Annotated in this window: 17 protein-coding genes; 12 read left to right on the top strand and 5 right to left on the bottom strand. The window is 64.9% G+C overall.

Annotated features, from left to right (window positions below; translation table 11 throughout):
• Nucleotides 1-19: 19 nt before the first annotated feature.
• From BW994_RS06030 to BW994_RS06015, 4 genes are all read right to left on the bottom strand, one after another.
• A complete protein-coding gene (locus BW994_RS06030) occupies nt 20-535 on the bottom strand; it encodes a rod shape-determining protein MreD (RefSeq protein ID WP_245801523.1) in 516 nt (171 codons plus the stop codon).
• A 94-nt stretch (nt 536-629) separates the two neighbouring features.
• Nucleotides 630-1,472, bottom strand: a complete 843-nt coding sequence (mreC, locus tag BW994_RS06025; protein ID WP_029312315.1) for a rod shape-determining protein MreC — start codon at nt 1,470-1,472, stop codon at nt 630-632.
• Nucleotides 1,473-1,633: 161 nt separating this feature from the next.
• Complete coding sequence (locus tag BW994_RS06020; protein WP_029312316.1) at nt 1,634-2,041, bottom strand: hypothetical protein; 408 nt, start codon at nt 2,039-2,041, stop codon at nt 1,634-1,636.
• A gap of 34 nt (nt 2,042-2,075) precedes the next feature.
• Complete coding sequence (locus BW994_RS06015) at nt 2,076-2,438, bottom strand: DUF883 family protein (protein ID WP_029312317.1); 363 nt, start codon at nt 2,436-2,438, stop codon at nt 2,076-2,078.
• Between the two features lie 207 nt (nt 2,439-2,645).
• Here BW994_RS06015 and BW994_RS06010 point away from each other — a divergent pair, with 207 nt between their 5' ends.
• The 7 genes from BW994_RS06010 to BW994_RS05980 all read left to right on the top strand — a co-directional run bounded on the left by BW994_RS06010 (nt 2,646) and on the right by BW994_RS05980 (nt 10,026).
• Nucleotides 2,646-3,581, top strand: a complete 936-nt coding sequence (locus BW994_RS06010; protein ID WP_029312318.1) for a LysR substrate-binding domain-containing protein — start codon at nt 2,646-2,648, stop codon at nt 3,579-3,581.
• A gap of 145 nt (nt 3,582-3,726) precedes the next feature.
• A complete protein-coding gene (locus BW994_RS06005; RefSeq protein ID WP_245801521.1) occupies nt 3,727-4,416 on the top strand; it encodes a lysophospholipid acyltransferase family protein in 690 nt (229 codons plus the stop codon).
• Entirely contained in the window at nt 4,407-5,645 is a 1,239-nt protein-coding gene (locus BW994_RS06000) for a 3-deoxy-D-manno-octulosonic acid transferase (RefSeq protein WP_029312320.1), read from the top strand. The genes BW994_RS06005 and BW994_RS06000 overlap by 10 nt, the downstream gene beginning before the upstream one ends.
• Entirely contained in the window at nt 5,645-6,595 is a 951-nt protein-coding gene (gene lpxK, locus BW994_RS05995) for a tetraacyldisaccharide 4'-kinase (protein WP_029312321.1), read from the top strand. Before BW994_RS06000 ends, lpxK begins: the two co-directional genes overlap by 1 nt.
• Nucleotides 6,592-7,509 (top strand): lysophospholipid acyltransferase family protein, encoded by a 918-nt coding sequence (locus tag BW994_RS05990; RefSeq protein WP_029312322.1) that lies wholly within the window; start codon nt 6,592-6,594, stop codon nt 7,507-7,509. The genes lpxK and BW994_RS05990 overlap by 4 nt, the downstream gene beginning before the upstream one ends.
• Nucleotides 7,510-7,540: 31 nt before the next feature.
• Nucleotides 7,541-8,950, top strand: coding sequence for an APC family permease (locus BW994_RS05985; RefSeq protein WP_029312323.1), 1,410 nt, complete (start codon nt 7,541-7,543; stop codon nt 8,948-8,950).
• A complete protein-coding gene (locus tag BW994_RS05980) occupies nt 8,950-10,026 on the top strand; it encodes a tartrate dehydrogenase (RefSeq protein WP_029312324.1) in 1,077 nt (358 codons plus the stop codon). Before BW994_RS05985 ends, BW994_RS05980 begins: the two co-directional genes overlap by 1 nt.
• A 56-nt stretch (nt 10,027-10,082) precedes the next feature.
• Here the strand turns inward: BW994_RS05980 and BW994_RS05975 are convergent, their stop codons facing one another.
• Nucleotides 10,083-10,526: a GNAT family N-acetyltransferase gene (locus tag BW994_RS05975; RefSeq protein ID WP_029312325.1), complete on the bottom strand. Its 444-nt coding sequence runs from the start codon at nt 10,524-10,526 to the stop codon at nt 10,083-10,085.
• Here BW994_RS05975 and BW994_RS20490 point away from each other — a divergent pair.
• The 5 genes from BW994_RS20490 (at nt 10,520) to BW994_RS18825 (ending at nt 13,103) form a co-directional block, all read left to right on the top strand.
• Entirely contained in the window at nt 10,520-11,113 is a 594-nt protein-coding gene (locus BW994_RS20490; RefSeq protein WP_342743244.1) for a PAAR domain-containing protein, read from the top strand. The two genes, BW994_RS05975 and BW994_RS20490, sit on opposite strands and share 7 nt — an antisense overlap.
• Entirely contained in the window at nt 11,094-11,315 is a 222-nt protein-coding gene (locus BW994_RS19100; protein WP_139334007.1) for a DUF4258 domain-containing protein, read from the top strand. Before BW994_RS20490 ends, BW994_RS19100 begins: the two co-directional genes overlap by 20 nt.
• Nucleotides 11,312-11,590: a hypothetical protein gene (locus BW994_RS05960; RefSeq protein ID WP_035229125.1), complete on the top strand. Its 279-nt coding sequence runs from the start codon at nt 11,312-11,314 to the stop codon at nt 11,588-11,590. The genes BW994_RS19100 and BW994_RS05960 overlap by 4 nt, the downstream gene beginning before the upstream one ends.
• 170 nt (nt 11,591-11,760) lie before the next feature.
• Nucleotides 11,761-12,285, top strand: coding sequence for a hypothetical protein (locus BW994_RS19565; protein WP_156038141.1), 525 nt, complete (start codon nt 11,761-11,763; stop codon nt 12,283-12,285).
• Between the two features lie 95 nt (nt 12,286-12,380).
• Nucleotides 12,381-13,103, top strand: coding sequence for a PEP-CTERM sorting domain-containing protein (locus BW994_RS18825; protein WP_081849116.1), 723 nt, complete (start codon nt 12,381-12,383; stop codon nt 13,101-13,103).
• Nucleotides 13,104-13,332 lie beyond the last annotated feature (229 nt).

Genomic DNA, 13,332 nt, shown 5'->3' with positions numbered 1-13,332 from the left:
CACATCAACTCACCCATCGTCACGCCTGCTCGGGCGCCGCAGCACCCCGATGCGCCCGGATCAGCGCGACCGCAAGCAAGGGATAGATCAAGATCGTGACAATCCCCTGCGCCAAAATGGGCGCAGGCGGCAGCATCGCGAGGTCGAGCACCGCGCGCGCCGCGTACTCCGCCGCGGTCAACACGGCAACGAAACCGGCAAACACCAGCCAGACCATGAGAAACCCCCGCCGCACCAAAGCGCGCCGGATCGTCGCCATCGCCGCCTGTTCCAGCAGCAACAGCACCGCCCACAGCCCGAGCGGCGAGGCACCCAACAGATCGAGCAGCACGCCGAGCACAGCCACCAGCGGCGCCGGCAGCGCGGCCGGCCGATACAGGCTCCAGAAATAGACCGAAGCCATGACAAACCCGACCCGCACCCCCGCCTGCAACGGCACCAGCCCCGGAATCGCCAGCAGAATCATCACGATCGCAATGCTGACCGCCGGCAGCGCGTGCCGCGCCACCCGATCGAGGCCGCGCCAGAATTCCACGCCTTCCACTACGAAACCCCAACCATCATGAGAAACCCGCGATCATTTGCATCAGGTCACCACCACAGTGGCATGATGCGCAGATAGCCGCCATTCAGGGGGTGGCCGCGGCGACATCGGCGCCGGGCTGGTGATCGTATTCAAACAGGCGCAGCACGCGCAGCCGGGTCATCCCGGCAAATGGCCGCACCACCGGATCGTTCTTGCCATCATAATGCACGGTGCCCACCGGCAGCCCATAGGGAAACACGCCGCCGACCGCGCTGGTCAGCACGATCTGACCCTCGCGCGGCGGGTTGCCGGGCGCCCAATAGATCAGCCGCGGCGTCGCACTGTTCTGCCCTTCCATGATCGCCCGCGCGCCATGCTGCCCGATCGCAACCGGCACCCGGCTGTTCAAATCGGTGATCAGCAGCACCCGCGCACTGCGCGCCCCGGATTGCACAACGCGCCCGACCACGCCGCTGCCATCCATCGCGATCGCATTCACAATGTCATGCGCGTCGCGCGGGATCGTCACCAGCACCGAACGGGCATAAAGCCCACCCAGATCCGCAATCACGCGGGCGGCGAAAAAATTCGGCGTCGGCGTCGGGACGAAATGCAGCTGCGATTTCAGCGCATCGTTCTGCGCCGCCAGCGCCAGCGCCACCGCGCGCCAGCGTTTGAGCTGATCGTTCTCGGCCACCAGGCGGGCATTGTCGGCATGCAGACGGAACCAGTCGCCGATCGCGCCACGCCCCTGTTCCACCTCTGCCACCGGTGCCGCCGCCGCGCGATACAACGGCGTCAGCGCATCATCGAGCCCCGTGCGCAGCGTATCGCCCAAATGACGATCGGCCCGGCCGGCGAGTACCAGCCCGAGCGAGACGATCAGCATCACAGGCAGCGTCAGGCGCGAGAGAGCTTGTCGAACCGGGATTGAAAGCCGCAGCATGCGGCGGGCTCCGTTCAAAATTGGGACGATGGACGAGAAAATACACGCAATCGACACAATTGCGCCTCCCTCGGTCTTACGCCACCTGAACGCCGCCGCCAATGCCGATCAAGCAATGAACGCGAGCACAAGGCATATTTTTAATGAACCGACCGCGCAGGTCAGTCCCGCGTGTCGGATTGCCGCTTCGTGGTATATTCCGTGATCGCACCAAGAATCAACGCCGCCAGCACCGCCTTGCTCGGGTCCTTGCGGATCAGCGTCTGCGCGAGCCGCAGCACCTCCGCCGCCACCCCGTAGCGCGCACGCGCCAGCATCGGCCGCGGCCTCCCGTTCCAGATCATGCTGGCCGTACCGAACAACCCTAGCGCGATCACGATAAACACCGCGCCGAAAATCAACGAGGCATCGATCGCGCCCAGCGCATCCGCCACCGCCCGGAAAGCGGCGGCCAACAAAAACGCGAGCCCGAGCAGCCCGGCCACCAGCCCGGCCAGGCTGAGGGCGATGCGCTGCGTCAGATAGCGAAACGAAAACCCGTCGATCAGGTTGAAAAACACCCTCAGCACGCCACGATCTCCGCTACCCCGACGTGCCTGACGCTCATGATGACTGACGGCGCCGACGCAGCAGATGAGCCGCCACGAACCCGACACCCGCCGCAATCGCAAGCGCTGCGAGCGGCTGCTCATGCACCTTCGTCTCAACCTGGCTCACGGCGCGCCCACCCTTGATCCGAAGCTGCTTGCCGAGGTCGGACATCTCATCCTCGATGCTCGACAGGCGCAGATCGATCGCGTGCTTGAGCTCGGCGAGTTTTTCCGGGCTGTCGTTGAATTCCTTCATCGTGTCGCCGGCCAGACGCACCAGCTTGGTCCGCAGCGTCTCGAAATCGCCCTGGAACCGATCGAACTCATCGGTCAATGTGCCCATCGCATCTTTTCGCTTGCCGCCCCAACTCGCCATTGCCGAAATCCTTTCGATGGTTGTCGCGGCCGCGCGGCCGCTCGATACCGATCAGGAGTGGGGTTTCGCGCAACCGGCTTCAAGTTACGAAATCCGTAATGAATTGCCCGCCGAACCGCCTGATACCACGGCAACCGGCCTCAATGCGATAGGCCAAATCGATGTTCACCATTCCCCCGATCGGCGAAATCGATTAAATATCCCGCCATGGACCCGCACCCCACCCGCACCCTCGCCGGATTATCGCTGCGCGATCTCGAATACGCCCAGGCCGTCTCGGAACTGCGCCATTTCGGCCAGGCCGCCGAGCGCTGCGGCGTGTCGCAACCCGCCCTGTCCGAACAGATCCGCAAGCTCGAAGCGCTGCTCGGCGTCGCCCTGTTCGAACGCACCAAGCGCCGCGTCGCCCCCACCGCCGCCGGCGCCACCCTGCTCGCCCAGATCGAGCGCGTCATGGCCGAAGCGCGCCATCTCCTCGCTTTGTCGCACGGCCAGCCGAGCGTCATGGCAGGCACGGTGGCGCTGGGCGCAATCGAGACGCTCGGCCCCTATTACCTGCCCGGCATCCTGCGCCTGCTGCGCGCCGAACGCCCTGCCCTGTCGCTCCGCCTCACCGAAGCGCGCACCGCCCCGCTGATCGAGCGCCTGGTCAGCGGCGCGCTCGACCTCGCCTTGCTCGCCATGCCGGTGCCGCGCGCCGGGCTGGTCGCGGCCCCGCTGTTCTTCGAGCCTTTCCTGCTCGCCACGCCGCCCGGCCATGTGCTCGCTGCCCTGCCGCGCCTGACGCTCGACGATCTCCCCGCCGAAGACCTGCTCCTGCTCGAAGATGGGCATTGCCTGCGCGATCAGGCGCTCGCCCTGTGCAACGCCAAGCCGGTCACCCGCCACGCCACCAGCCTCGAAACCCTCTGGCAGATGATCGCGGCCGGCGAGGGCTATTCCCTGCTGCCCGCCCTCGCCGTCGCCGCCCGCCCCGACCTGCACGACCTCGTCCTGTGCCAGACCCTTGCCGACGCCGATGCCGGGCGCACCATCGCCCTGGTCTGGCGCGCCTCGGACCCGCGCGACCCGGCCTTCCGCGCGCTCGCCTCCCTGTTCGCCGCTCTTCGGCCGGCGGTCACGCTCCCAGCACCCGGCACATGACCCGCGCAGCCCCAAACGCCCGTGCCCTCGAGTCAAAAAGTTTTTTGCTTCTTTTTTCCAAAAAAGAAGCCCTTCCTTAACCTCCAAGTCCTTTACTCATCTCCCCCTGATGACGCCCCGCACCGCAGATGCTACCGCCGCCCCAATGGCCACCCAGCGCGCCCCGATCTTCCAATCCCCACTGAAATCACCGCTCGTGCGCGGCTGGCTCGGCGACGCCGCCGGCCGCTATCTCGCCGCCACCATGCGCACCACACGCTGGACGATCGAGGCCGATGCCCTGCTCGCCACGCTGCGCGCCGGCACGCCCTGCATCATCGCCTTCTGGCATGAATGCCTGCCCGCCATGCCCATCCTCTGGCATACCGCCGGGCGCATCGCTTCCGGGCCGACCGGCTACGTCCTCGCCAGCCGCCACCGCGACGGCCAGTTGATCGCCCGCACCATGGCCCGCTTCGGCGTGCGCGCCATCGCCGGCTCCACCTCGCGCGGCGGTGCCGCCGGCCTGCGCGAACTCACCCGCCTGATCACCGCCGGCAACCCGGTCGGCCTGACGCCGGATGGCCCGCGCGGCCCGCGCCGCCGTGCCGCCGCCGGCGTCGCCCAACTCGCCGCCCTCACCGGCGCGCCGGTGTTCTGCGCCGCCGCCGCCACCGCCCGCGCCGTCACGCTGACCAGCTGGGATGAAATGCGCATCCCCCTGCCGTTCGGCCGTGGCGCGCTGATCGCAAGCGGCCCGGTCGAGGTCACGCGCGCCAACCGCGCCGCCGCGCTGACCGATATCGAAGCCCAACTCACCGCCAACCTCGCCCGCGCCCTGATCGCATGTCGCTGAGCCTGAAACTCTACCGCCTCGCCACAAGCCTCGCCGCCCCGGCGCTGCCCTGGTGGCTGAACCGGCGCGCGGCGATCGGCAAGGAAATCCCAGCCCGCCTGCCCGAGCGCCACGGCATCCCAAGCCGCCCCCGCCCGGACGGAAAACTCATCTGGGTCCACGCCGCCAGCCTCGGCGAGACCATGTCAGCCCTGCCGCTGATCGCGTCCCTCGCCCGCCACACCGGCGTCCTGCTCACCACCGGCACCGTCACCTCCGCCCAACTCGCCGCCGAACGCGCCGCCGCCATTCACCAATTCGTCCCGCTCGACGTCCCGCGCGCGGTCAACCGCTTCCTCGATCATTGGCGCCCGGATGCCGCGATCTTCCTCGAATCCGAACTCTGGCCCAACCTGCTCACCGCCCTCGATGCGCGCGGCACCCCCCGCTTCCTGTTCAACGCCCGCCTCTCGCCGCGCAGCGCCGCCCGCTGGCGCCGCTTCCCCCGCGCGATCCGCCAGATCTTCGGCGGCTTCACCATGATCGCCGCACAATCCCCGCGCGATGCCACCCGCCTGCGCGGCCTCGGCCTGCGCGACATCGAAAGCTGGGGCAATCTGAAATTCGCCACCCCGGATTTGCCGGACGACGAAGCCGCCCGCGCCGCCCTCGCCAAAGCCTGCCCCGGCCCCTGGCTGCTCGCCGCCAGCACCCACGCCGGCGAAGACATCCCGGTGATCGAAGCCCACCGCGCGCTCCGCGTCCTGCACCCCAGCATCACCACCATCATCGTCCCCCGCCACCCGCACCGCGCCGATGCGGTCGCCAGCCTCGCCCGCGGCGTCCCGCTCGCCCGCCGCTCGCGTGGCGAACTGCCGGTCCCCGGCGGCCTCTACCTCGCGGATACGATCGGCGAACTCGGCATCTTCTACCGTCTCTGCCCGCTCGCCTTCATCGGCGGCACCCTGGTCCCGATCGGCGGCCACAACATGATCGAGGCCGCCCAACTCGGCTGCGCCACCATCGTCGGCCCGCATTACGAAAACCAGTTCGAAGCCATGACCACGCTGCACAGCGTCGGCGCCCTGGTCGATGTCGCCGATTTCATGGAGCTCGAAGCCACCCTGATCCGCCTGATGTCCAACACCGCCCACCTCGCCGCCATGGGCAGCGCCGGCAAGCGCATCTGCGAAGGCTTCGCCGACCTGCCGGACCGCCTGGCCCGCCGCGTGCTGGAGGCCATGCCCTGATGCGCCCGCCCGCCTTCTGGCAACGCAACGGCATCCTCGCCGCCGCCCTCGCGCCGCTCTCGCGCATCACCACACGCATCACCGCGCAGCGCGTCGCCAAACCCGGGTTCGATTGCGGCCTGCCCGTGCTCTGCATCGGCAACGCCAGCGTCGGCGGATCGGGCAAGACCATCCTGGTCCGCCACATCCTCGCCCGCTACCGCACCCGCCGCGCCCGCCCCTTCGCCCTCACCCGCGGCCACGGCGGCACGATGCCGGGCCCGGTCGAGGTCGATCCGGCCGAGCACACCGCGCGCGAGATCGGCGACGAAGCCCTCCTGCTCGCCGCCTCCGCCCCCACCATCGTCGCGCGCGACCGCGCCGCCGGCGCCCGCCTCGCCCTCGCATCCGGCGCCACCATCATCGTCATGGATGACGGTCTGCAAAACCCCACCCTGCGCAAAACCACCGCCCTGCTGGTGATCGATGGCGGCGCCGGCTTCGGCAACGGCCGCACCCTGCCCGCCGGCCCGTTGCGCGAACCCGCCCCCGCCGCCGCCGCCCGCTGCGCCGCCGCCGTGCTGATCGGCGCGGATACCCACGGCGCAACCCGCCTCCTGCCGCCCTCCCTCCCGATCCTCCAGGCGCAATTGATCGCCACCAGCCCGATCCCCCTGGCAGGACGGCGCGTCGTCGGCTTCGCCGGCATCGGCCGCCCCGAAAAATTCTTCACCACCCTGCGCGAGCTCGGCGCCGATCTCGTCACCACCATCGCCTTCCCGGACCACCACGCCTACCGCCCGATCGACCTCGCCCGCCTGCAAATGACCGCGGCCCAATCCGGCGCCCTGCTCGCCACCACCGAAAAGGACGCGGTCAAACTCCCCGCCGCAATGCGCGCCCGCTGCTGCGTCATCACCGTCGATCTCGCGTTCGACAATCCGGCCGCGCTGGACCAATTCCTGCCATGACCCGCCTGCAACACCTCGAATACGCCATCGCGCGCCTCTTCCTCGCCCTGTTCCGCGCCCTCACCCCCACCCGCGCCAGCAACCTCGCCGGCGCCATCGGCCGCACCATCGGACCACTGATCCCCACCTCGCGCATCGCCGATGCCAATCTCACCGCCGCCCTGCCCGGCCTCGATGCACCCTCCCGCCGCGCCATCATCGCCCAGGTTTGGGATAATCTGGCCCGCAACGCCGGCGAATTCCCCCACCTCGCCGCCCTGCGCGCCACCGCAGCCGGCCCCGGCTTCACCATCACCGGCGCCGAACACGCAATCGAACTCGCAAAGCGCGGCGGCCCCGCCATCATCCTCACCGCCCATTGCGGCAATTGGGAAATCCTGCCCGCCGCACTCCGCACCCTCGGCCTGCGCTTCGCCTTCTTCTACCGCGCCGCCGCCAACCCGGCAGTCGATCAACTCATCATCGACCTGCGCGCCGCCGCGATGGGCGAACCCGTCACCATGTTCGCCAAAGGCGCCAAGGGGGCCCGCGGCGCCTACGCCCACCTCGCCCGCGGCGGCCTGCTCTGCATGCTGGTCGACCAGAAACTGAACGACGGCATCCCCGTCCCCCTGTTCGGCATCGAGGCCATGACCACCCCTTCCCTCGCCGTCTTCGCCCGCAAATTCCGCTGCCCGATCCTGCCCGTCCACGTCGAACGCCTCGGCCCCGCCCGCCTGCACCTGATCATCGAACCCATCGCCCACGCCGCCATCACCGACGACAAACCGGCCGACATCGCCGCCACCACCCTCTGGATGAACCAGACCATCGAACGCTGGGTCCGCGCCCAGCCAGGCCAATGGCTCTGGCTGCACCGCCGATGGCCAAAGAACCCGTCCACGCCATTGGCGAAATCGCCCGTCACGGATTAAGCTCTGGCCACAATAACAAACGGGGGCCATCATGAGCATCATCGGATCGCATGAACGTCTGAAAAAAGACGCGCTGGGACTACCGCAGATCGTCGCCTCGACTCTCGCCAACATCGCGCCCGCGATGAGCTTCTTCTTCGGCTTCGGCCTGATCGTCAGCGGCGCCGGCGTCGCCGCCCCCATCACCATCCTCGTCGCCATGGTGGTCATCCTGTTCCTGACCAACACCCTGTCCGAATTCTCGAAATACCGCCCCTCCACCGGCAGCTTCGTCACCTTCATCGGCATGGCCTTCGGCCCGGTCGCCGGCGCCGCCGCCTCGGTGTTCGTGGTGTTCGGCTATCTGGTCGCCGCCTCCTCGGTCGTGGTCATCGCCGGCGGCTGGGCGCACGACACACTCAAGATGTTCCTCGGCATCGACATCCCCTGGCAATTGCTCAGCCTGATCGCGACCGGCATCGTCGGCCTGCTGGTCTCGCGCGGCGTCGCCCTCTCCACCACCTGGGCCGCGATCTTCTTTTATTTCGAACTCGCCCTCCTGCTGGTCGGCGCCGTCATCATGCTGATCGTCAACCGCGCCAGCCTCTCGCTCGCCCCGTTCGAATGGAGCCACCTGTCCGGCGGCCTCAAAGGCATCGGCCTCGGCTTCCCCATCGCGATCTACCTGTTCATCGGCTGGGAAAACTCGGCAACCCTCGCCGAGGAAACCCGCGATCCGCGCCGCAACATTCCCCGCGCCCTGATCATCGGCACGCTCTCGATCGGCCTGCTCTACATCTTCCTCGCCTACGCGACCGAAATCGCCTTCCACAACAACGCCACCGCCATCGGCAAATCCGACATCCCCTTCATCGATGCCTTCAAAGCCTCCGCCGCCGCCCTCCTGATCATCGCCTACCTCGCCGGCATGACCAGCATCTTCTCCTCCCTGCTCGGCCTCACCAACAGCCAGGCCCGCATCCTGTTCAGCTCCGGCCGCGAAGGCCTGCTGCCGCGCGTCTTCGGCAAAATCCACCCCCAACACCGCACCCCCTTCGTCGCGATGTGGAGCTTCGTGCTCATCGCCCTCGCCATCGTCATCCTGTTCGGCTGGAACGCCAAACCGGTCGATCTCTATGGCGAAACCGGCTCGCTCGGCACCATCCCGATCATCATCACCTACCTCATCACCAACCTCGCCCTGCCGGTCTACATGCTGCGCCACCACCGCGCCGAGTTCCGCCCGCTCCGCCACGCCGTCATCCCCGTGCTCGGCACCATCCTCACCCTGTTTCCGCTCTGGGGCCTCGTCCAACCCGGCCAGCCCGCGCCCTACAACATCTTCCCCTACGCCGCCCTCGGCGTCCTGATCCTCTCGATCATCTACGGCATCATCCTCGAACGCCGCGACCCGGACCTCGTCCAGAAAATCGGCTCCTACGTCGCCGATGAGGAATACTGATGTCGCGCACCCATAAAATCGCCATCATCCCCGGCGACGGCATCGGCCGGGATGTCATTCCCGCCGCCCAGCAAGTGCTCGACCGCGCCGCCGCCCTCTGCGGCTTCACCCTCGCCTACCACCCGTTCGACTGGAGCTGCGAAACCTACCACGCCACCGGCCGCATGATGCCCGACGACGGCATCACCCAACTCGCCGACCACGACGCCATCTTCCTCGGCGCCGTCGGCTACCCCGGCGTGCCCGACCACATCTCCCTCTGGGGCCTGCTCATCCCGATCCGCCGCGAGTTCGACCAATACGTCAACCTCCGCCCGGTCCGCCTGCTCCCCGGCGTCCCCTGCCCGCTCGCCAACAAAAAACCCGGCGATATCGACTTCTGGGTCGTCCGCGAAAACGTCGAAGGCGAATACTCCCAAATCGGCGGCCGCATGTTCGCCGGCACCAATCGCGAATTCGTCGAACAGACCGCCATCTTCACCCGCTTCGGCACCGACCGCATCCTCCGCTTCGCGTTCGATCTCGCAACCAAACTCGGCCGCAACCACGTCACCTCCGCCACCAAATCCAACGGCATCTTCCACTCGATGCCCTTCTGGGACGAACGCTTCGCAGCCATCGCCGCCACCTACCCCGAAACCCGCATCGACCAATACCATATCGACATCCTCGCCGCCCGCTTCGTCATGTCCCCCGAACGGTTCGACGTCGTGGTCGGCTCCAACCTGTTCGGCGACATCCTCTCCGACCTCGGCCCCGGCGTCACCGGCACCATCGCCGTCGCCCCCTCGGCCAATCTCAACCCGGAACGAAAATTCCCCTCGATGTTCGAACCCGTCCACGGCTCCGCCCCCGATATCGCAGGCAAAGGCATCGCCAACCCCGTCGGCGCCATCTGGGCCGGTGCGATGATGCTCGAACACCTCGGCGAAACCGAAGCCGCCGCCCTCGTCATGCACGCCATCGAATCCGCCCTGGCCGATCCCGCAACACCGCGCACGCCCGATCTTGGGGGCGTGGGCACTATGTCCGCGTTGAACGCCGCTATTGTCGAACAGTGTGGGAAACAGAAGTAAAAGCAAGCAGTTCTTTTTTATAAAAAAGAACCAAAAAATTTTTGATTGTTGGCGTTTTACGGTACGAGCGTTTTCACAAAACTGAACGCCTCGATCGTCATGCCCTCGCGAAAATAAAACCGATGCGCCGCACCACGCTGCACGCCTGACTCCAACGTGAACGCCGTACACCCCCACCCGCGCGCCAACGCCTCACACCACCGCAACAACGCCCCGCCATACCCCGCACTGCGCCGCGTCTCATCCGTCACCAGATCATCGACATAAAACCGATACCCGTTCCACGTATTCCGATACGCCCGAAACACCGCCAACGCCCGCACCACCCCCGCCTCATGCAGCAACGCCATCTGCGCCCCATCCGCCAGAACGCGCCGCATCTCCCCCTCATACCCCGCCACCAACTGCGGCCGCAGCATCCGATGCACCCCCTCCGCCCGACCAAGCCACACCGCCAGATCAGCCGAATCCGCGGTCAGATGGATAATCTCAAATGTCATCCACCCACTATAGCGCGATCCCCGCACCCGTCGATCACGTCAGACGCGATCAAGCGAACACCACCCATCGCCACAACCCGGGAAACCAGCCGCCAAACCCATTCCCAAACCCCGCCAATCTTGATAACCTCGTAGTCATGGCCGGCGAAAAACCCGCAGCACGCCTAACCGACATGCACACCTGCCCGGAGTCCACCGGTCCCGTGCCCCACGTCGGCGGACCGATCATGCTTGGATCGCCAAATGTATTCATCGGCGGGCTCCCGGCGGCACGTGTGACCGATCCGGTGACCTGCGTCGGCCCGCCCGATACGATCGTGATGGGCGCCCCCACCGTACGATCCGCCGATCCAGCCGGTCTATCCGGTCGAAGCAGCACTCGCCATCGCAGCCGCCATCGCGACAGGCGGCGCGTCGGCAGCCATAAAGCAGGGCCTATCCGCGCTGGCCCGCCAGTTGATACCAAACGAAACACGGATTTCCCGAAGCGACGGCCAAACCGGTGTTTCTGGCCGACGCGGCAACCAGTTGGAAAACCCGAAGTATCAGCGATCAAGAAATCCGCCTGTGACGATCAATGGTCGTGAGTTCTCAGGACATGCGCTGGACCAGATGCAAAATCGTGGAATCCCGCCTTCGGCTGTTGAAAATGCCATAAAACCCGGCAATCTTTTTAGTACAAATGAAGCCAAGGGGACCTATGGTTATTTCGATAAATCCAATGATCTTCGTGTGATAACGAATATCCAATCAGGCCGCGTTGTAACCGTTATCCCGGGATCGCCATGACAACCGACAACGAAGCAATCTCACGACTGCGAAAAACTGTAAGCGATATCCTTTGGAACGACTGGGATCCGATTGGCATCAGTTCGTTTTCAAATGCTCGCGATGAATACGACGCCTATGTCATCCCGATCTGCCGCCTGCTGGCAGCACGGCCGGATCAAGCAGCGATCTATGACGAACTGGTCCATTTGGCCCAAGACATCATCGGCCTGGACACGGTAGACGCCGACAGCACGAGCAAGGCGGCCCGCAAACTCTATCTGTTGACAGTTTAACCAGGCATTCACACCACACAGACCATGCGTGTCCCATTGTCCCATGGCCCTTCGCACTTCCCACCCTGGTCAAAAATAGGGAAACCACCGTCGCCCAATTCGTCGCCCAATCGGAAACCACAGGCTGCGACTTCGGCATCGAAACAAATTATGGCGGTAGTAGAAGTAGGATGGGCAGAGCCCTTGCGAAGCCCATCACTGCCCAGCCACAACTTAAGCAAGTCAAGAAAGCCCTTCTTTTTTGTAAAAAAGAAGCAAAAAACTTTCAACAACAAACGCAAACACTCACCACGTCATTGCGAGCCCTTGCGAAGCAATCCAGCCCGGCCACCAATCGCTTTACCACCCTAGCCAACCACCCCACCAAACCGTCCGCAATCAACCGTATCCGCTCGATTCGACCATGCCCGAAAATCACCGTTCCGGTACGACGATCACGTAAACCTCTCGCTCCATTCTCGCACCACCCCCGCCTCATGCAGCAACGCCATCTGCGCCCCATCCGCCAGAACCCGCCGCATCGCCACCTGACACCCCGCCCCCAACTACGGCCGCAGCATCCCATGCAACCCCTCCGCCCGACCAAACCACACCGCCAGATCAGCCGAATCCGCAGTCAAATGAACAATCTCAAATGCCATCCCACCCTCTACCGCAATCTCGTGTCGGAATTCTTTACACTCACAAAACCGTGATTCTATCAAATCATTGATAAATAACCAGAATCGATTCTAGCACAAAAATTGCAAGTAATTTTATTGCTACCCCGAAACACACTGGGAACTTCAACATGAAACGAATTTTGCTGACCTCTGCCCTCACCTTGGGTCTTGTCGCCGTAACCGCCGGCATCGCCATGGCGGGACCGACCAACGAACCGCCTCCCACCGGTGCTATCCTTGATCTAAACGGCCAAATCATTCCTAAGAACACGCCACAACTCTATACCACAACTTTCACCGCAACACTCACCGAGACAGCAATCACCTTCGCATTCCGCGATGATCCGGCTGGCATGGTCCTTTCCGATCCGTCATTGGTTGACACGACGACCCCGGCCAGCAACCTCTTCGCGAACCCAACCTTCACGGCGGGGACGTATACGAGTAATAGCAACTCCGACACACCAACTGATTGGACCTACGCAAATCCATATGATGTTCTCGGTGTAGGAGGTCAGTCTGGAGATTGTGGGGCAATCAGTGGCAGTAATTGCTGGTCTGACGGCGCGGTTGGTGCCTACGACTCTCTGAGCCAGACTGTCACGACAACCATCGGTGACAGCTACTCGCTCAGCTTTTATGTGCTCGGTGGAGGTGGCAACCCGTCAAATTTTTCAGATTTGAGCACAAATGGTCGGTCTGGCAGCTTTTCAAACGCTGTCGATGTCCTAGCCTATGCGAAGGGAGGCGTTCAGCCGACAAACGTGCCCGAACCCAGCTCCCTCGCCGTGCTTGGCTCCGGCCTCATCCTGCTCGGCGTCGCCGCGCGCAAACGCCACAAACGCGCCTGACGCCTGAATAGAACGATCGGCGTGGCACGGATCGATCGAACCTCGTGCCACGTCGAGCGACAAGGATGGGCAGAGCCCTTGCGAAGCCCATCGATCATAACAACACAGCAAGCCGTAGGATTTGTCTCCCGCGATCCCCACCAATTCACCCCCGCCAAAACCCAAACCAAAAATTCTAACGCACCCCCTAACAAACCCCTTTCTCACCCCCCACCCTCTATGTTTATCT

The organism is Acidiphilium rubrum (genome assembly GCF_900156265.1).
GTDB classification, from domain to species: Bacteria; Pseudomonadota; Alphaproteobacteria; order Acetobacterales; family Acetobacteraceae; genus Acidiphilium; species Acidiphilium rubrum.
This window is presented reverse-complemented; position numbering and strand designations above follow the sequence as displayed.